Annotated in this window: 16 protein-coding genes; 10 read left to right on the forward strand and 6 right to left on the reverse strand. The window is 70.2% G+C overall.

The annotated features are described in order from the left end of the window. Window positions 1–55 precede the first annotated feature (55 nt). Window positions 56–3,487: a S8 family peptidase gene (locus ACZ5SK_RS10320; RefSeq protein WP_468575757.1), complete on the forward strand. Its 3,432-nt coding sequence runs from the start codon at window positions 56–58 to the stop codon at window positions 3,485–3,487. Window positions 3,488–3,583: 96 nt separating this feature from the next. Here the strand turns inward: ACZ5SK_RS10320 and ACZ5SK_RS10325 are convergent, their stop codons facing one another. Beyond that, complete coding sequence (locus tag ACZ5SK_RS10325; protein ID WP_334581269.1) at window positions 3,584–4,300, reverse strand: DUF4142 domain-containing protein; 717 nt, start codon at window positions 4,298–4,300, stop codon at window positions 3,584–3,586. Window positions 4,301–4,521: 221 nt separating this feature from the next. Here ACZ5SK_RS10325 and ACZ5SK_RS10330 point away from each other — a divergent pair, with 221 nt between their 5' ends. Together ACZ5SK_RS10330 and ACZ5SK_RS10335 are read left to right on the forward strand one after the other, a co-directional pair. Further along, entirely contained in the window at window positions 4,522–5,280 is a 759-nt protein-coding gene (locus tag ACZ5SK_RS10330) for an MOSC domain-containing protein (RefSeq protein WP_457494597.1), read from the forward strand. Window positions 5,281–5,381: 101 nt separating this feature from the next. Further along, window positions 5,382–6,287, forward strand: a complete 906-nt coding sequence (locus tag ACZ5SK_RS10335; RefSeq protein WP_468417821.1) for a hypothetical protein — start codon at window positions 5,382–5,384, stop codon at window positions 6,285–6,287. A 42-nt stretch (window positions 6,288–6,329) separates the two neighbouring features. Here the strand turns inward: ACZ5SK_RS10335 and ACZ5SK_RS10340 are convergent, their stop codons facing one another. Further along, a complete protein-coding gene (locus ACZ5SK_RS10340) occupies window positions 6,330–6,557 on the reverse strand; it encodes a hypothetical protein (protein ID WP_079661063.1) in 228 nt (75 codons plus the stop codon). A 357-nt stretch (window positions 6,558–6,914) separates the two neighbouring features. Here ACZ5SK_RS10340 and ACZ5SK_RS10345 point away from each other — a divergent pair, with 357 nt between their 5' ends. Both ACZ5SK_RS10345 and ACZ5SK_RS10350 read left to right on the forward strand, forming a co-directional pair. Beyond that, a complete protein-coding gene (locus ACZ5SK_RS10345) occupies window positions 6,915–7,265 on the forward strand; it encodes a hypothetical protein (RefSeq protein ID WP_334578768.1) in 351 nt (116 codons plus the stop codon). A gap of 182 nt (window positions 7,266–7,447) precedes the next feature. Continuing rightward, a complete protein-coding gene (locus ACZ5SK_RS10350) occupies window positions 7,448–8,158 on the forward strand; it encodes a DUF6445 family protein (protein WP_334578769.1) in 711 nt (236 codons plus the stop codon). 40 nt (window positions 8,159–8,198) lie between these two features. Here ACZ5SK_RS10350 and ACZ5SK_RS10355 read toward each other — a convergent pair whose 3' ends face one another. Next, the gene (locus ACZ5SK_RS10355) at window positions 8,199–8,630 is read right to left on the reverse strand and encodes an FxLYD domain-containing protein (protein WP_334578770.1); all 432 of its coding nucleotides are present in this window, start codon (window positions 8,628–8,630) and stop codon (window positions 8,199–8,201) included. A 207-nt stretch (window positions 8,631–8,837) separates the two neighbouring features. Between ACZ5SK_RS10355 and ACZ5SK_RS10360 the strand changes: the two genes are divergently transcribed. Together ACZ5SK_RS10360 and ACZ5SK_RS10365 are read left to right on the forward strand one after the other, a co-directional pair. Continuing rightward, window positions 8,838–9,332, forward strand: coding sequence for a DUF7144 family membrane protein (locus tag ACZ5SK_RS10360; RefSeq protein ID WP_361706179.1), 495 nt, complete (start codon window positions 8,838–8,840; stop codon window positions 9,330–9,332). A 4-nt stretch (window positions 9,333–9,336) separates the two neighbouring features. Next, window positions 9,337–9,930: a hypothetical protein gene (locus ACZ5SK_RS10365; RefSeq protein ID WP_334578772.1), complete on the forward strand. Its 594-nt coding sequence runs from the start codon at window positions 9,337–9,339 to the stop codon at window positions 9,928–9,930. On the opposite strand, the gene ACZ5SK_RS10370 is transcribed toward ACZ5SK_RS10365, so the two are convergent. Both ACZ5SK_RS10370 and ACZ5SK_RS10375 read right to left on the reverse strand, forming a co-directional pair. Next, entirely contained in the window at window positions 9,840–10,727 is an 888-nt protein-coding gene (locus ACZ5SK_RS10370) for a M23 family metallopeptidase (protein ID WP_468575762.1), read from the reverse strand. The genes ACZ5SK_RS10365 and ACZ5SK_RS10370 overlap by 91 nt on opposite strands. Before the next feature lie 63 nt (window positions 10,728–10,790). After that, entirely contained in the window at window positions 10,791–11,717 is a 927-nt protein-coding gene (locus ACZ5SK_RS10375) for a glycoside hydrolase family 26 protein (protein ID WP_361706170.1), read from the reverse strand. Between the two features lie 351 nt (window positions 11,718–12,068). Here ACZ5SK_RS10375 and ACZ5SK_RS10380 point away from each other — a divergent pair, with 351 nt between their 5' ends. From ACZ5SK_RS10380 to ACZ5SK_RS10390, 3 genes are all read left to right on the forward strand, one after another. Beyond that, entirely contained in the window at window positions 12,069–12,995 is a 927-nt protein-coding gene (locus ACZ5SK_RS10380; RefSeq protein WP_334578775.1) for a hypothetical protein, read from the forward strand. A gap of 194 nt (window positions 12,996–13,189) precedes the next feature. Then, window positions 13,190–14,116, forward strand: coding sequence for a hypothetical protein (locus tag ACZ5SK_RS10385; RefSeq protein WP_468575764.1), 927 nt, complete (start codon window positions 13,190–13,192; stop codon window positions 14,114–14,116). A 211-nt stretch (window positions 14,117–14,327) separates the two neighbouring features. Beyond that, a complete protein-coding gene (locus ACZ5SK_RS10390) occupies window positions 14,328–16,031 on the forward strand; it encodes a lysyl oxidase family protein (RefSeq protein ID WP_334578777.1) in 1,704 nt (567 codons plus the stop codon). Between the two features lie 152 nt (window positions 16,032–16,183). On the opposite strand, the gene ACZ5SK_RS10395 is transcribed toward ACZ5SK_RS10390, so the two are convergent. Further along, complete coding sequence (locus ACZ5SK_RS10395; protein ID WP_468157945.1) at window positions 16,184–17,611, reverse strand: ATP-binding protein; 1,428 nt, start codon at window positions 17,609–17,611, stop codon at window positions 16,184–16,186. Window positions 17,612–17,620 lie beyond the last annotated feature (9 nt).

The following is a 17,620-nucleotide window of genomic DNA, read 5'->3' on the forward strand; positions in this document are numbered from 1 at the left end:
CCCAGTGGAGGCACATGTGTCCTCGTGTGCCCGAATGCCTCTCTGGGGAGGACAGTTGCGCAAGAGACTCAACGGACCCGGCCGGGTCGTCATGGCAGCGGCGCTCGTGCTGGCCGCGGGAGTGGTCACCGCACTTCCGGCCACCGCCGCCGCGACCCCGTGGTCGGCCTTACCGACCGCCGGCGCCTCGCCCGGCGGTACGTCGCCCGCCGCCCCGTCGCCCCCGGGCCTCGGGAAGGCCGACGCCCCCGTGTCCCACTGGATCACCCTGATCACGGGCGACCGGGTCGGCGTGAGCGCGGCGGGGCAGCCCGTGCGGATCGTGCCCGGCAAGGGGCGCGAGCACATATCCGTGCGGATCGAGCGGACCAAGGACCACACCCTGGTCCTCCCGCTCGACGCCCAGCCGCTCATCGACAAGGGCCAGGTCGACGAGCGGTTGTTCGACCTCAAGGAGCTCAACGCCGCCGCGTACCGCAAGCACCACAAGTCGGGCACCGGGCTGATCGTCAGCTACCGCGACGGCGTCGCGGGCAGCGCCCCGCTGAAGGCGGCCCGGAGCCTGAAGTCCGAGCTGCGGGAGGACGACGGGGCCAAGGTGCGCCGCTCCCTCCCGTCGATCGACGCCGAGGCCGTCACCGTGTCCGACGCGTCCGCGCAGGACGTCTGGGAGACCCTGACCCGCCCGGCCGGCAAGGCTCTCGCCGGACAGCGCACCGCCGACCCCGGGCTGCGCCGGATCTCCCTCGACGGCATGCGCCGGGCGAGCCTCGACAAGAGCATGGCGCAGATCGGCGTGCCCGCCGCACGGCAGGCCGGCTACGACGGCACGGGCGTGCGGATCGCGGTCCTGGACACCGGAGTCGACGAGACGCACCCCGACCTGCAGGGCCGGCAGGAGGCCGAGCAGAACTTCTCCGATTCGCCCGACACCGAGGACCGCTTCGGCCACGGCACCCATGCGGCGTCCATCGCGGCCGGCACGGGAGCGAAGTCCGGCGGAACGTACGAGGGCGTCGCCCCCGGCGCGCGCATCCTCGACGCGAAGGTGCTCGACGACGACGGGTACGGCAGCGACTCCGCCGTCATCGCCGGCATGGAATGGGCGGCCGACCAGCACGCCGACATCGTCAACCTCAGCCTGGGACACCGGGACATGCCCGGCGTCGACCTGGTGGAAGAGGCCGTCAACCGGCTCTCGGCCGAGCGAGGCATCCTCTTCGTCGCCGCCTCCGGCAACAACGGCCCGGACGCGGGCACCATCGACTCGCCGGGGAGCGCCGAGCAGGCGCTGTCGGTGGGAGCGGTCGACGGCAGCGACGCCGTCGCCCCGTTCTCCAGCCGCGGTCCGGCCGCCGACGGCACGGTGATCAAGCCGGACATCACGGCGCCCGGCGTGGCCATCACGGCCGCCGTCCCCTCCGGCAGCGTGCTCACCGGACGGTACGGCGAGCAGCCGCCCGGATACACCACGCTCTCGGGCACGTCGATGGCCACCCCGCATGTCGCGGGCGCGGCGGCGCTGCTCAAGCAGGAGCATCCCGACTGGACGGGCGCACGGCTGAAGGCGGCGCTCGTCGCCGCTGCCCGGCCGTCCGGCGCGGGCGCGCTCGCGGAGGGCGGCGGTCGCGTGGACGTCGCCGCGGCGATCGGGCAGACGGTGGTCGCCGAGCCCTCGTCGGTGGCGTTCGCCCGGCAGTCCTACCCGCACGCGGACGACAAGCCGGTCACCCAGCAAGTCACCTACCGCAACCTCGGCAGCGAGCCGGTCACCTTCGATCTGTCGGTGGCCGCGACGGGACCCGACGGAAAGGCCGCGCCGGCCGACATGTTCGCGCTCGGCGCGCAGCGGCTGACGGTCCCGGCGAACGGGACGGCCACGGTCGCCCTGACGGCCGACACCCGGCCGGGCGGCGACGTCAACGGCGTGTACACGGCGATCGTGACGGCCACCAGTGCGGCCCAGACCGTCAGGACGACGGCGGCCGTCGAGCGCGAGGTCGAGACGTACGAGGTGACGGTCCGCCACCTCGGCGCCGACGGCGAGCCGGCCACGCACGTCGTCTGGCCCGACCTCTACCTGCTCTCCGGTCTCGGCGTCGCCGGTGACAACTACGCGGGGGACCCCTCGAACGGCTCCTACACGGTGCGTGTTCCGAAGGGGGACTACTACCTCGACGCGATGATCTACGGCTCGGACGACCCGGACGGCGTCCGGAGCCAGATCACGGCACCCCACTTCGAGGTCACGAAGGACACGACGGTCACGCTCGACGCGCGCACCGCGAAGCCGATCGACATCACCGGTCCCGATCCGGCCGCGAAACGCCAGGCCGCCGATGTGTACACCGAGCTCAACACCCCTGATTTCGGCTTCTCGAACGGCATGGCCGGCACCGACTTCTCGACCATCCGCACCGCACAGCTCGGCCCCGACTTCGCGGCCGAGGGCACCCTGTTCCAGGGCTTCGACGCGTTCGACGTCAACGGCACGAAGGAGTACCGCCTCGCCTACGGCGGCAAGGTGACCCGGCTGGCCACGGGCTTCGAACGGCATGCGAAACCGGCGGATCTGGCGAAGATCGACAGCCGGCTGGGGGCCACGGTCCCCGGAAAGCAGGGGATGCTCACCGCCCGACCGATCCTCAAGGACTCCTTCGGCTCCATCTTCAGCCCGGGCCTCATGCGTCCGCTGCCCGTGGCGACGACGACGTACGCGACGACGGAGGCGAGCGCCGACTGGTTCATCGGGCTGGACCAGTACGACGACACCGGGAGCTACCCGGAGCTGTCGCACGGCACGGGCATCCAGCGCTACGAAGCCGGCCAGTCCTACCGCCGTGACCTGGGCGTCGGGATCGTCGGCCCCACGCTGGAGACGCGCGAGGGCGAGGGCGTCACGCGCAACGGCGACACGATCACGGGCTGCGTCAGCCTCCTCAGGGACGGCAAGGGCAACTGGAGCTACGGCACCGACGACACCGGCAAATCCGCGCTGTACCGGGACGGGACCGAGGTCGCTTCCCAATCGGGCGCCCTGAGCTGCTGGAGCGATGTCACCGTGCCGGCGGAGTCCGGCGACTTCAAGCTCACGGCCACGGCCTCCCGCGGCGCTCCCGCCGCCGCGCCCACCGAGGTCGAGGCGACCTGGACCTTCGCCTCCGCCCACACCGCGGCGGAGCAGGCACTGCCGATCTCGGTCGTCCGATTCACCCCGCACCTCGACGGCGACTCGACGGTCCCTGCCGGGGTGGTCACCCGGGTGCCGGTGACGGTGGTCGGCGCGGCAGCGGGCGCGAACCTCAAGTCGCTCACCGTCGAGGTCAGTTACGACGGCACGACCTGGAAGAAGACGCCGGTCGGCAAGCTCGGGATCTTCGTCCGCAACCCCGCGGCCGGCCAGAGCGTCTCGCTGCTCGCCACCGTGGTCGACAAGCAGGGCAACACCCTCACCCAGACGATCCACAACGCCTACCGGGGCAAGTAACCCCGAACATGACCCCGAACAGCACAGGAGCGGGCCGGCCGACCTTGCGTCGGCCGGCCCGCTCCGCCGTGCACGCGTGGGCCGATGCCCGGGCGGCTACTGGTTGGTGCCGTTGCCTCCCACCGCGGCGCCGATGTCCACGGGCGTGGAGGTGGCGTTCGGCGGCGGGGTGAGCACGATCAGCGGCTGACCGGCCGGCGGGACCGGCGGGGTCATGTCCGACTTGGGCAGCTTCGGCGGGGTCGTCTGGTTGAACAGCGTGGTGTCGAAGTCGACCAGGCCGGTCTTCTCCATCACCGTGATGTGGTCCAGGACGGTGTCGTTGGCCTGGTCGGCCAGGGCGCGCACCAGCGTGTTCTTCGTCGTCGAGCGGATCTTCGCCACGGTGTTGAAGATCGAACCGTGCGTCATGCGCAGGATGTTGGCGAAGTCGATGTCGAACTGCTTGCCCTGGTCCGCCTTGAGGGTGTTGACGAAGCCCTCCTGCTGCGGACTGGCCACGTTGGGGATCGTGATGTTCAGCATCGGCGCGATCTTGCGGCAGGTCTCGTCCAGCGCCGCGTGCCCGTCGATCAGGTGCTGACTGGCGGTGAGAACGCCCTTGCTCTGCCCCTTCTGCAGACCGATCTGCCCCACCGGGTACTCCCACAGACCGGCTGCCCGCACTGCCACCACGAAGGACCGGTCGCCTTCCGTCAACGGCCCCCACTGGGTGTTGGCGATGATCCGGTCGGTCGACGTGGACACCGTGTCCAGGCCGAGCATCGATGGGTACGCGAGAGCGCCGAGCGTCAGTGTCAACGCGCCGCCCACGAAGAGAGTTCCCATCGCGTTCCGCGAAAGTTGCACCGTTCCTCCTGCCCGGTCGGGGAAGCCGCCGAAGTGCCGTCGATGTGTCGTCGGTGTGCGTCACTTGGCGGGTCGGACAGAGAGAAATACGAACACGAGCCGGTTCGGACTCATCCGGCCCGGCAAAAATTTCGCTGACGACGACCTGGCAGGGTTCGAGACGGCGTGACGAGAGGGCGTGGGGGATGGAAGCGAGGCTGGTGGGCATCACGTACTACCCCGTGAAGGGCTGCGCGGGGACGGCCCTCACGGCGGCGACCCTGACGCGCAACGGCCTGCCGCACGACCGCACCTACGCGATAGCCGACGCGAACGGCGACCTGCGCTGGCAGTGGGGAGACCCACAACTAGCCTTGATCACCCCAGAGTTGACGGAAACAGGCGAACTGACCCTGAAGGCACCGGGCATACCCCCGGTAAAGGCGGCGGCGGAGGATTCGGAGGAGGGTGGGGAGGTGGACGCCTGGCTGACCGACGTACTCGGCGCCCCGAGCACCCTGGTCCGCTCCCCGGCAGGCAACAGCAACCGCCTGCACGTGGTCTCGCTCTCCAGCCTGGACGCCCTGAACCGCCGCATCACCGAACGCGGAGCCGCCCCCGTCCCCATGAGCCGCTTCCGCCCCAACCTGGTGGTGGACGGCTGGCCCACCCCGCACACGGAGAACAGCGCGACGAGCCTGTCCATCGCGGCCACCGAACTGACCTTCACCGAAAACACGATCCGCTGCGCGGTCACCATGATCGACCAGACCACCGCCCGCCGCGCGGGCCCAGAACCCCTCCGCACCCTCGCGGACTACCGCCGCGCGGCCGACGGCGGAGTCGTCTTCGGCGCGTACTTCGAGGTACGGCGCGAGGGAAAGGTGTCGGTCGGGGACGAGGTATTGCTGGGAAAACCTCATGGCGAGTCGTCGCGTGAGCGAATGCAGTGCCGTCCGAAGTAAAGCGCCGGCACTGACGCCGGCCGGCCGGATTGCGCGGTCTGGCGGACATGTCTGACCTTCATTACCTTGTATGGATTCATACGGCAAAGGTGGTGGGGGACTTGACCGAGCCGGATACGGATGCGCCCAGGCCCATGACGCGGCTGCAACTGGACAATGCGGCCCGGCACACGCTGCGTACGGCCAGGGTGGCGCAGGCGGTACTGCACGGTCCTGACGGGGAAGCGCAGGCCGAGGTGGTGCTGGCCGAACTGCTCCTGGATTTCGGGGAGATGACGGGCTCCCCCGGTCTGCTGCAGCCTGACGCCCCGACGCTTGCCGACAAGAAGGAGCTGGCCCGCCTCGTGGCGGAGGCAGCCTTGTTCGTCCGGGCGCACAACTGGATCGAATCCGACTTGAAGGTGATCCTCCACAAGGTGCAGGGGGCGGAGGATCAGCCTCACGACGGGGAGCGCCTCGTGGAGGAGTTCCTGGACGGACTCGGCACACTGCAACTGGTCGCGTCCGACGACGGGGCCGACTGGGGGTTCCGAATACTGAAGGACGCGTCGGCGGATGACGAGAAGCGGGCGGTCGTCGTCAAAGCGGCGCGCTACCTCCTGCACCCGTCCTTCCTGATGATCTTTGGAGACATCACGGAGATCCTCGGCGACGCGCAGTACGCGACGAACGTCAAGCGGTTCACCGAGTGCATGGCCGGCATCGAGGCGCTCACGACGGAGTGCCTGCCTCCGCCGGACGAGCTGGTCGTACCGGACGAGCTGGTCGCAGTTCTCCTGAGCGGCCCCGGACCCGAGTCGCTTGCCGGGCCCGGATCCTGCGCGGAGGAGCCGTGCGTGCCCCCTGCGGAAGACCTGGACTCGGAGTTGTACGGACCCGGTGGCCCGTGGCCTCGGGACGATGGTGGCGATCCGCCCGAGGACCTGGACGGCCCCATGGATCTAGGCGGGCCGGGGGCTCGTAATCGCGCCGCACGCCGGCCCGCATGGCCGTACCGCGGCCTGTAGCGCACGAACCAGGACCCAACACCCGGGCTCCTGCCACGGGTTCTATGCGCCCTCGGCGTCCTTGAGCAGACGGCGGGCCCGCAGGGCGCGGTTCATGGTGTGGATGCGGATCGCGGTGAACAGGACGACGGCGGCGCCGAGGGCGGCCATCTTCCACTCGTCGTCCCGGACGGCGGCGTAGAAGAGGAAGCCGCTGAAGAGGACGCCGAAGGCCGTGAGCAGGGGCTCGCGCACCCAGAACGGCAGGAGGCGCAGCAGGGGACCGATCATCCGGTCACTTCAGCAGGCGCGCCCTGGGTGCGCTGTGGTGGAGGCCACAATTCCGGGAGTTTCTGTGCGTATGCAGTGAAGAAAGTGTGCGAGGGGGGTTGGAGTGACGGTGAGGACGGCAGTGCGGGCGTCGGATTCGCCCACTCGTGCGGGCCTGTTCGGACCTCTGGCACTGGCAGCCGCTGTCCCGGATGGGGCATCGGGGCAAGCTCGTGTGGTGTGAACTGAGCGCGGCGTAGAGGCGTTGGTCCGAACGGATGACAGAGAAACCTTCCCGCTTCTGATCGACGCGTACTGGCTGTCGTCGGAGGCGAAGGTGCAGGTGAAACTGCCTCTCCTCACGAAATGAGAAACCTCGTGCGTCTTCGGCACTCCGTCGCCGCCGTCTGCGGCGCCCTCGCGCTCACGGCCGCCCTCGCCGCCCCCGCCCACGCCGCGACCGGCGACTTCGGGTACCAGGTCGTCGGCCTGAACGGGGAACCGATCTCGGTCGCCCTCCACGACCCGGCCACCGGTGAGTGCGTGACGCTCCCCGAAGTCGCGGACCCGGACGCCTCCGAGCCCGCCTTCGCCCCGCACAACGACACCGACGAAACCGCGATCGTGTTCACCGAGCCCGACTGCTCGGGTGACTCCTGGATGCTGCGCCCGCACGGCCGTCCCGCCACGGACCGCCTCAAGCTGCGCTCGGTCATCTTCCTCCGCTGACCTTCGCTGACTACGAGAACGAAGGGCCCGTCCGATTGAGGGGTCGAGGAGGACGGGCCCTTCGTGCTCGCCCGGCGTCCGGCCCCGCTTTGCCGGGGTTGACGCAGTCTTGACCGCTTCGCGGGGCATTCCGGACGGGCTCGTGGGCGAGTCCTGGTGCACCCTCGACCTAGATTCGCCGCATGTCCATGCCACAGCGGCCCCACCAGCCCGCCAGGGCTGCCGCCATGCGTCCACTCCCCGTCCTGCCCTACCGCAAGCCCACCAAGGGCCGCGACTACTGGGTGATCGACGACGTCTTCCCCGAGGCAGACATCGCGGGCATCCGCGAGCGCTGTCTCGCCAAGGACGACTGGGTCAAGGGGTACCCGTACACCTCGGAGAGCTGGCCCGGACTGCGCACCATGCCGGGGCTGGAGCCGGGCGAACTGGGGCGCGTGGAGCGGCTGGTGAGGAAGTCGACGGGGGCGCAGAAGCTGTGGGTGCAGCAGGCGCCCGGCGGTGGCACCCTCAACCACAACTGCATCCAGGTGGTCGGCGAGGGGGAGAGTTCGCCCCGGCCGCACTCCGACTCGCGTGCGCTGTGCCGGTACGCCGCCGTGCTGTACCTCAATCCGGCCGTGCCCAAGGACTGCGGGACCAGCTTCTACCGGCAGGCCCTGCCCGGCGGGCGGCTCGGCGGCAACGTCGTCCAGGCCCCGCACAACAACCTCGTCGAAGCCCTCGGCACACGGTTCGTCGCGCCGGACGCCTTCGAGGAGGACGTACGCGTGCCCCACAAGTACAACCGGCTGCTCCTCTACAACGCCAACCTCATCCACAGCGCGACCGGTTACTCCGGCACGACGCTGGAGGAGAAGCGGATGACGGCCGTCTTCTTCTGGATGGCCTGAGCCCCCGGCCCCGTCGACATCGGCGCAGCCCCCGTCGGCCTCAGTACCGCACCGCACGGGCCGTTTTCGCCTTCACGGTGCCGGAGAGTGTGCGGTTGCTGCGGGCGGTGGCCTTGCCGGTCTTGCCGGCCGGGACGTCCGAGACGGTGACGAGGACCGTGTCGAGCCGGTTGCCCGCGGAGTCGCTGAAGTCGACCTGGACGGCGAAGGACTTCGTCGAGTCGGCGCTGTTGACGACGGTGACCTCGACCGTGCTGCGGTCGCCGTCGGTGCCCGGCGTGCCGAGCTTCACATCGCCCTTGACGTCCGCGCCGCCCTTGATCTCGTCGAGCTGGCGGCCCACCTCCGCCGTCGCCGACGCGAACGCCGACGACACCGACGAGGGGGTGTTGTCGTCCGAGCAGCCGGTGAGGGCGAAGGCGCAGCAGATCGCCGCCGCCGTCAGCGACAGCACGCCCTTGATACGCGGCATCGTGCCTCCTGTGATGGTTTCCCGGGCTCCTCCAGTGAAGGTGCCCCCGGCCCCGTCCGCATGCCGGCTCACCCGTCCGGCGCACCCCCGTGGTGACCGCCCCCACCTGGACAGAAGGTCGACAAAGGACAGACAAAGGACAGAAGAGCAGCCGTCACGACGCTGTCGCACCGCTTCATACAGCCGTCTACAGAAACGGGCAGCGCCATGAGCGACCAGACCCACTCCAACCCGTCGCCGTCGCACTCGCACGCGCCCCCGGTCTGGGACCCGTCCCACCAGGGCACCGGCACGCCCGGCCGGACCCCGCCGCCGGCGGCCCGCGTCGGACCGGCCGCCGGAGGGGTCCTCTTCGCGGGCGTGCTCATGTTCGTGAGCGGGATCCTCGCCGTCTTCCAGGGCATCGCCGCGATCTCCGACGACGACGTCTACGCCCGCGTCGGCGACTACGTCTACGAGATGAACCTGACCGGCTGGGGCTGGGTCCTGCTGATCGTGGGCGTGGTGGCGGCGGTGACCGGCTGGGGGCTGCTCAAGGGGGCCGAGAGCGCCGAGTGGGCGCGGATCAGCGGCATCGTGCTGGCCTCCCTGAGCCTGATCCTGCAGTTCCTGTTCCTGCCGTACGCGCCGGTCTGGGCGCTCGTCCAGATCGCCATCGCCGTGTTCGTGATCTGGGCGCTGGCCGCCCCGTCCGTAGCATGAGCCGGTGATCATCGACTGGGAACTGACGGGGCACGGCTGGGCGCGCTGCCGGTTGTCGGCCGCCGATGGACAGGACGTCGGCCTCGTCTGCGGTTACCTCACGGACGCACTGGCCGACCTGGTGGCGGCCGCGAGCGGGCTGTACGGGCCGGCGCGGCAGATCCGCTTCTTCTTCGACGACGAACCGGCGGAACTGCGCTGGGTGTTGAGCCGCGGCGGGAGCGAGGAGGTGGACGACGTGGACGACGTGGAGGTGACCGTGTACCGCTTCCCGGACGTGGCCGTGAGCCTCGACCTGCCCGACTCCGCGGGCTCGGTCGTCTGGCGCTCCACGCAGCCCCGCCCGGAGTTCGCCCACGCCGTGCTGGAGGCGGCGGAGGCCGTCCTCGCACGGTACGGCGAGGACGGCTACCGGGAGCGGTGGGGGCAGCACGACTATCCGGTGGCCCTGGTCCAGGACCTGCGCCGGTTGCACCTGCGCGACTGCGCCTGCGGGGCGGCCCACGATCAGGGGGCGGCGGATGCCCCGGAGGCCGCGGCGACGTCCACGGCCTTGCGGCGCAGCCAGGGCAGGGGCGGTACCGCGGAGCCGATGTAGGGGGTGATCCGCACCTCGAAGTGCAGGTGCGGGCCGGTGACGTTGCCGGACGCGCCGGAGAGGCCGATCCGCTGGCCGGCCGTCACGCGCGCGCCCCTGCGTACGTCGATGCGGGACAGATGGGCGTACTGCGTGAAGTAGCCGTCGCCGTGCCGGATCAGGACCTGGTTGCCGAAGCCGTCGCCGCAGGTCGTCGCGCGGACGGTGCCGGCGCCGACGGCGTACACGGGCGTACCGGAGTCCACGGCGAAGTCCTGGCCGGTGTGACGGTGGGCCCAGCGGGAGCCCTTGGCGGCGAACCCGGCGGAGAGCCAGTAGCGGCGGGTCGGGGCCGTCCAGTCCTGAACACGCTGCGCGGAGGAGGGGGCGGAGGCGGAGGCGGGCGAGGACCCGGACGAGGGGGCGGGTGAGGGTGCGCGGCTGGGGTCGCCGAAGGGACAGTGGCCGTCCCGCCCGGAGGGATCGACGGCGACCGGGTCGCCGAACTCCTTCGCCGTCGCCCGCAGCATGTCCCACAGGCCGGCGCGCAGCGCCTTGCGACGGCGTTCGGCGCCCTTGACCTGCGTGGGGAGCGCGTCGGCCTCCCGGAGCCGGTCGACCCGCTCGCGAGCCGCCTCGTGCGCGCGGACGGCACGGTCGGCGGCCGAGCCCCACCCGCCGCCCCCGCTTCCGCCCCCGCCGCCTCCGCCTCCGCTTCCGGCTCCGGCGGGCATGGCGGCGAGCAGGAGGAGGGCGAGGGCGAGGAAGACAGCCGTCCCGGTCGCGGCACGCAGACGCGCGTGGTGTTCACGTCCCATCGTGTGATGATCGGCCCGGGTGGGCCGGCCGGGGCGGCCCCACGCCCGAAGAGCGGCCGGGTTTCACCCGCCCGGCCCCGCCGCCCCGCCCGTCGCCCCGCCCGCCGCCCCGCCCGTCGCGGAGCCCATCAGGGAGCGATAGACGGCGGACGAGCGCGGATTCTCGGCGCATCTCCAGACACCGTGCGGGCAGTAGTCGCTGATGGTCTGGTAAAGCGGCCGGTTCTCGGCGAACCAGGTGAGCATGCCGCGTACGTACTCGGGGTCGTCGCCGTTGCGGTACAGCCCCCACTCGGGATACGACACCGGCTTGCCGTGCGCCCGCGCGAACAGCACATGGGCGGCGAGGCCGTAAGGCTCGGTGATCTGCTCGTCGAAGGACATGCCGTGGGGCTGGTCGTAGGCGTCCATGCCGACGACGTCGACGTACCGGTCGCCGGGATAGCACGCGGTCCACGGCACGGCGTCCCGCCCCCGACTGGGCGTGAACTCGAACCGGAACCGATGCCGCCCCCCGCCCACGGACCGCATGGCGTCGACGATCCGCGCCCAGTACCGCCGCCAGGCCGCCGGATCGGGCCCGCACCGATGGGTGTACGTGATCCCGTTCATCTCCCACCCCACCACCAGCACCGCATCGGGCACCCCGAGCGCGACGAGCCGCCGTGCCAGCGCGCGGAAATGCCCGTCGTAGTCGCCGCGGGCCCCCTTGCGCAGCTCCTCCCGCACGACCGCGTCGGACACCCGCTCCTCGGTCCGCTCCAGCATCGGCACGTTCAGCACGAACATCCGGTCGGCGCGCTGCCTCCGCCACTGCGCCCAGTACTCCAGATAGCCGGGCGCGCCCTCGATGTTGCTCCACCGGTCCCCCGGCAGATACGCGTGCCCGACCCGAGGCGTCGCAGCCCCCAGCCACTCGTCCAACCCCGCGATCCGCCGCACCCCGTCGCCGTCGAACCCCACGTACGCCCCGAACGCCCCACCCGGCACCCCGACCCCCTTCCCCACGGGAACACAGGCGGGCCCGACGAGCACAAGAAGGGCGGCGAGGAACGGACCGAGCGCCACCCGAAGGGCGCGCAGAGCACGCAGGACGCGAAGGACTCGAAGGACGCGAAGGAATCGAAAGGCGCGGAAGAACCGAAGGGGGTGGACCACCGGCTCAGAATGACGCCACGCCCCCTCCCGCACCCCGAACTCACCGACGAACCACCCGGACCGGGGACGGCGAACGACTTTCGCCCGCCCGGCAACCTTCTCCCGGGCCGCGGCAACCCCCAGATGCACGCAGCGCAGACACACGGAGTACGTGAATCCCGTTCCCCACACGAGGAGTTCACCATGCGCAGCCATCCCGCACGGCACCCCGCACGGCGCCCCGCCCGCCATCCGGCACGGCATCCGGCGCGGCGCCCCGCGCGTTCCCTCGCACGACTGCTCACCGTTCTCGCGGCGCTCGCCGCGCTCCTCTTCCACGCGACCGGCGTCGCGGCCCCCCGCGCCGAGGCCGCCGACGAGTGGAACCCGCCCGCCAACCTCGTGCAGCCGCTGAACGAGGTCTGGAACCACGTCTCGACGACCTACCCCGACCTGTACGGCTTCCGCAACTACGGCTGGGACCAGGTCATGGCCAACAGGGGCAGCATCAACTACTGCGTCCGCTGGGAGTCCGACGCACCCGTCAGCACCGCCCTGCGCGACCAGATCCACGCGGCCCTGAAGAAGCAGTTCGCCAAGTGGATGGCCGCGCAACTGGAGAACGGCCGGGCCTACGACAACTGGCCGTACACCACCGTTCCGGTCAACATCGTCGGCTGGGCGGTGAAGAACCGCTCCACCCTCCAGTGGACCGACAACTCCGTCGACATCTACTCCGGCGTCCTCGACGGCGACGGCGCCCCGCAGTGCGCCCCCGACTGCGGCCGTTTCTTCCACCAGGACGGCAACTACTCCAAGTGCCCCGGCGGCACCGCCCGCCACTACGACCAGTCCCTCTGGCTCACCAAGGGCTTCGGCGGCGGCGCCGGCGGCGACTGGGGCCAGCGGGTCGGCCAGGAGTACTTCACGTCCGCCCTCAACCAGGAGAACATCCACATCTACCTGCATGAAGTCGGCCACACCTTCGGCCTGGACGACTTCTACGACTGGACCCCCACCGGCCAGTGCTGCTTCCTGATGAAGGCGGGCAGCGCCACCCAGATCACCGACTTCGACAAGTGGATGCTGCGCGACTTCTGGCGCCACCTGAAGGGCAGGTACGGCCGCTGAGCCTGATGCGGACCCCGATGCGCGATCCGCACTGACCGCACGTTCCCTCCCTCGCCGCACGTCCCCCGCCGGCCGATACCACGGGGGCGCCCGGAACCCGTACGGAGTCGCGTGAACCCGTAGGGAGTCACGTGAACCCGTACGGAGTCGCACAGCGGGGTCCTAGCATGGGCCACACGTCGGCAGGGGGGAACGTGACCGGTTCATTCGACGACGAGCTCGCGGCTTTCGCACAGGAACTCAGCGATCTTCATATCGCCTGCGGTCGCCCCGGTTTGACGGAAATAGTCAGACGCGCGGATTCCTTCGAGCTGACGAGAAGCGGCGTCAGTGAGGCGCTGACCGGAATGCGGCTGCCGAAGCGTGAATTCCTGATCGCACTGGTGCGCGTTCTGGTCGCCCACGGCGACGGCAAGGAAACTCGGCAGATCAGCTTGGACGACCCACGGCTGACCCTGTGGTCCGACGAATGGACCCGTCTGTCGCGGCTGCAGAGGCAAACGCAGCCTCAGCCGCACCCACAGTCGTACTCGAAGCCGAAGCCGAAGCTGCAACCGCAGGCGCACCGGGTGCCGTCGCGCCTCCCCGTCGACTTCGAGCTCCCGGCCCAGGACGCCCCCCGCCACGAGCTGGAAGGCGCGAAAGAGGGCCTGCGGACCATCATCGCGGACATCGAGGTGCTCGAGGAGCAGACGCGGGAGGAATTCCGTGAGCGCCTGGGCGAGCGGTCCAAGGTCAAGGCGGGAATCCGGGATCTCGAGGCGTTGCTCGCGAAGGAGCGCAACGACAACGCCGAGCTGAAGCAGCAACTGGCGGACCTGGAGCAGCAGCGCGACATGCTGGACGGCCAGGTCGTCGCACTGCGCCAGCAACTGCACGACATGACGGCGGAGAAACTGGACCTGGTCAACGAGGAAAAGGAAATCCTCACCTGGCAGTACCGCTCCAACTACGAATGGGGCCGGTTCGAGGAGCGGGCGCGGGAGCGGGCCGAGGCGGAGCTGGAGGCCGTACGGACGGCGCTGACACGGGAGATCGCCGAGCTCACCCACGCGCTGGCCGACAGCGCGCGGAAGCTGGAGGCGGCCGACCTGCTCATCCGCGATCTGCGCAACCACTGACGCCCTAGCGTCCTCCCTCCCTCCCTCCCTCCCTTCCTTCCTCCCTCCTCTTTTCCTCCTCAACAGGCAACCCACATACGGCCTTTACCTGTCTCACAGGGTGCTCACGGTTTCGGCCGGGACGTGTGGGGTGCGTCCGTGCAACTGCGGTCGGTTCTGTGGGCTGTCCAGTCCGATGCCCCTGACCAGGGCACTCGCAGACGAGGAACCGATGACCAGACAGCACCATCGCAAGGGCCTCCAGCGTGCGGCGTTCGCCGCGGGGGCCGCGCTCACCGTCGTCGCCGTCGCCGGGGCCGCTCCCGGAGCCGGCGCCGCGACGGCGAGCCCGCCCGGCACGCCGAAGCTCAAGCTGATCGCCGCGTCGAAGGCCGTGACCCTCGACCGGTACGACGGGGAGGGGGGGAGTGCCGGGGTCTACCTCGACCTCGGCACCTACGTCACCGTCGACAACGCTCCGCTGGAGCTCAAGGTGACCCGTAAGTCGTACAAGGACCCCGTCGTCGCCCAGCAGATCCTGCGCAACGGGACGAAGACGACGACGAAGACGCTGCCCGCGGGCACCGTCAAGGACTTCAGCGGGCTGCCCGGCTTCCTTGAGGTCTCCATCAAGAACGCGGCCGGGGTGGAGGTGCGCAAGACGCAGGGCAGCTTCTGTCCCAACAACGCCTCCGGGCGACTGCGTCCGGACGCCCCGGCCACCTCGCACTATCCGGAGAGCTGCTCCACCAACCCCTTCACGCTCGGCTCCGTCTGGGGCGTCGAGAAGGGCTGGGCGTCCAACTCCAGCACCGTCGACTACGACGCGCCGGTGGACCTGCCCGTCGGCGAGTACACGGCCAAGGTGTCGGTCGCGAAGAAGTACCGGGACCTCTTCGGCATCCCGAACGACCAGCCCACCATCAAGGTGACGGTACGTCAGGAGAGCGACGGCGGAGGCGTCGGCCTGCGTTCCTCGATGTCCTCCCACGGCGCCCACGACATGGCCGGCATGGAGGGCATGAAGGGCATGGAGGGTATGCCGGGCATGGCCGCCGGTCATCACTACGGCCCCCGCGGCGCCGACGCCCCCACGCCCTCCGCGCTCTCCCACGCCCTGGAGGCCCGCGGTCTCACCCACCTGGGCGACGGCGCCGGTCACACCGACGGCTCCCGGATCGCGCCGGCGCTGAAGGCCGCCGCCCAGCGGCCCACCGGACGGGCGGGCGCTCCCGCCAACGTGCCCAAGCCCGACCTGCGTTCGCTGCCCGCCTGGGACATCGCGGTCACCGACGGCGAGGACGGCGACGCCCCCGGCAAGGACTACCTCGCCTTCAGCGCCAACGTCTGGAACGCCGGCCCGGCCCCCCTCGTCGTGGACGGCTTCCGCAAGCCCGGTGCCGAACTGATGGACTCCTACCAGTACTTCTACGACGCCAAGGGCAAGCAGGTCGGCTACGCGCCCGCCGGCACCATGGAGTGGGACCCGCGCGTCGGCCACGAGCACTGGCACTTCACGGACTTCGCCAGCTACCGACTGCTCGCCGCCGACCAGCACGAGATCGTCAAGAGCGGCAAGGAGGCGTTCTGCCTCGCCAACACGGACGCGATCGACTACACGGTGAAGAACGCCAACTGGCACCCGAACAACACCGATCTGTCGACCGCCTGCGGCCAGCAGAACTCCATCTCCGTGCGCGAGGTCCTCGATGTCGGCTCCGGTGACACGTACACCCAGTACCGTCCCGGCCAGTCCTTCGACATCACCGACCTGCCCAACGGCACCTACTACATCCAGGTCATCGCCAACCCGGCGAACCGCCTGCAGGAGACCAACACCAAGAACAACGTCTCCCTGCGCAAGGTCGTCCTGGGCGGCGCCCAGGGCGCCCGCACGGTGAAGGTCCCGCCGGTGGACCTGATCGACGCGCCGTAACCCGCCTTGCCGCCACCGGCAATCGGTACTGGAGGGCCCCACCTCGCGGTGGGGCCCTTCGACGTATTACCCGGTGAGGGCACTGGCGGAGGATACGAGATTCGAACTCGTGAGGGGTCAACCAGAACTGCAACCAACCGCTCGGTTCCTGCTCATGCCCTGCGCCAGGCGTTGAGCAGTTCCTCGGGGCCGTACACCGCCTGAAGGCCGGAACAACCGACCCCGTTGCGGGAGACCGCCACGAGCGGTACCGGCTCGTCGGTGATCGCTGCCCGGTGCTTCTGCAGTGCGGTCAGGTCGTGGCTGTCGAACGCGGAGTTCTCCAGCCACTTGACCGAGCCGAGGAAGAGCAACTGCTCGGCCACCGGTTGCCGGTCGGCGCCCACCAAGTCGATTTCGACGTCGTTGCTGCGGGTCCAGTACCCGCCGATCGCCGGGGCGGCAGGCAGGAGCCCGTCCGGCAGGAGACGGGCGAGGGATTCCCGCACGAGGGGCTCGACAGCGCGGCCCCGCCAGCTCGTCCACTGCTCCTGGATGCGGCTCAGCGTGAGATCCCCCCGCATCCGCTCGATCTCGGCCATGTGCGGATCCAGAAACGCGAGCCAGAACCGCAGGTAGGGGTCTGCCACCCGGTAGCGGCGTTCCTTCGACGGCCTCAGGGAGAGGGGAAGTTCGGCAGCCACGACCCGTTTCTCGGTCAGCACGTCTGTGGCTCGGGTGAGAGTGGTGTGGGCGATGCCGCCGGCCGCGCGCGCGATGTTGGTGAAGGTCCGCTCTCCGGATCCGATGGCCCGCAGTACCTCCCTGCTCATCGCCTGCGGTGGGAACTCCGCGGCCAGTGAGCGTTCGGCGGAGACCAGCAGGGCCGAGATGGGGTTGTCCAGCGAGTCGCGGAGGAACTCCCAGACGTCGGCCCCGGCCCGCCACTCCGCGCAGATCAGGGGGAGACCCCCCGTGACCAGCGCGGCGTCGAACGCGGCCGCCGGAGACAGGCCGAGCATCTCGCCGATGTCGGCGGGGTTCAGGGGCCCGACGATCATTTCCCGCCCCCGCTGGTGAAAAGGACGGTCGTAGCTGTTCAGCGCCTCCATCATCGACAGATCGGACCCGACCAGGAGGAGAAGTACCGGCTTTCGGCTGAGTAGCCGGTCCCATGCCCGCTGGAGCATGCCCTCGAAGGCGTCGATGCGGTCCATGAGATACGGAACCTCGTCGATGACCACCACGCTCGGGCTGTCGTCGGGAAGCATCTCCGCGAGCAGCCTGAACGCCGCGTTCCACTGCGTCGGGGTCTCCTCCGCGAACAGTCCCCGCTCCGGCAGGGTGGATCTGGCGACGGCGTCGAGCAGCTCCGTCAGTTCGTCCTCCGCCGTGCCGCCCGCCGCGGTGAAGAAGAGGTACGGCGTCTCAGTCTCAGAACGCCGGAGGAACTCCTCGACGAGGCTGGACTTGCCGACCCGCCGTCTTCCCCGCATGAGGACGCATTGCCCCGGTTTCGCCGACCCGACGGCGTCGTGGACCGCCCGCAGGGCGGTGCCGAGCACGTTCAGCTCGCGATCCCGCCCGATGAATCGACGCATGGGCAAGCC

It is taken from the genome of Streptomyces sp. NPDC031474 (assembly GCF_055581185.1).

Excerpts from the sequence above, each read along its gene's own strand:
- ACZ5SK_RS10330 (WP_457494597.1), top strand. The coding sequence starts at position 4,522 with ATGGAAGCGAGGCTGGTGGGCATCACGTACTACCCCGTGAAGGGCTGC.
- ACZ5SK_RS10340 (WP_079661063.1), bottom strand. The coding sequence starts at position 6,557 with ATGATCGGTCCCCTGCTGCGCCTCCTGCCGTTCTGGGTGCGCGAGCCC.
- ACZ5SK_RS10350 (WP_334578769.1), top strand. The coding sequence starts at position 7,448 with ATGTCCATGCCACAGCGGCCCCACCAGCCCGCCAGGGCTGCCGCCATG.
- ACZ5SK_RS10355 (WP_334578770.1), bottom strand. The coding sequence starts at position 8,630 with ATGCCGCGTATCAAGGGCGTGCTGTCGCTGACGGCGGCGGCGATCTGC.
- ACZ5SK_RS10360 (WP_361706179.1), top strand. The coding sequence starts at position 8,838 with ATGAGCGACCAGACCCACTCCAACCCGTCGCCGTCGCACTCGCACGCG.
- ACZ5SK_RS10370 (WP_468575762.1), bottom strand. The coding sequence starts at position 10,727 with ATGGGACGTGAACACCACGCGCGTCTGCGTGCCGCGACCGGGACGGCT.
- ACZ5SK_RS10380 (WP_334578775.1), top strand. The coding sequence starts at position 12,069 with ATGCGCAGCCATCCCGCACGGCACCCCGCACGGCGCCCCGCCCGCCAT.
- ACZ5SK_RS10390 (WP_334578777.1), top strand. The coding sequence starts at position 14,328 with ATGACCAGACAGCACCATCGCAAGGGCCTCCAGCGTGCGGCGTTCGCC.
- ACZ5SK_RS10395 (WP_468157945.1), bottom strand. The coding sequence starts at position 17,611 with ATGCGTCGATTCATCGGGCGGGATCGCGAGCTGAACGTGCTCGGCACC.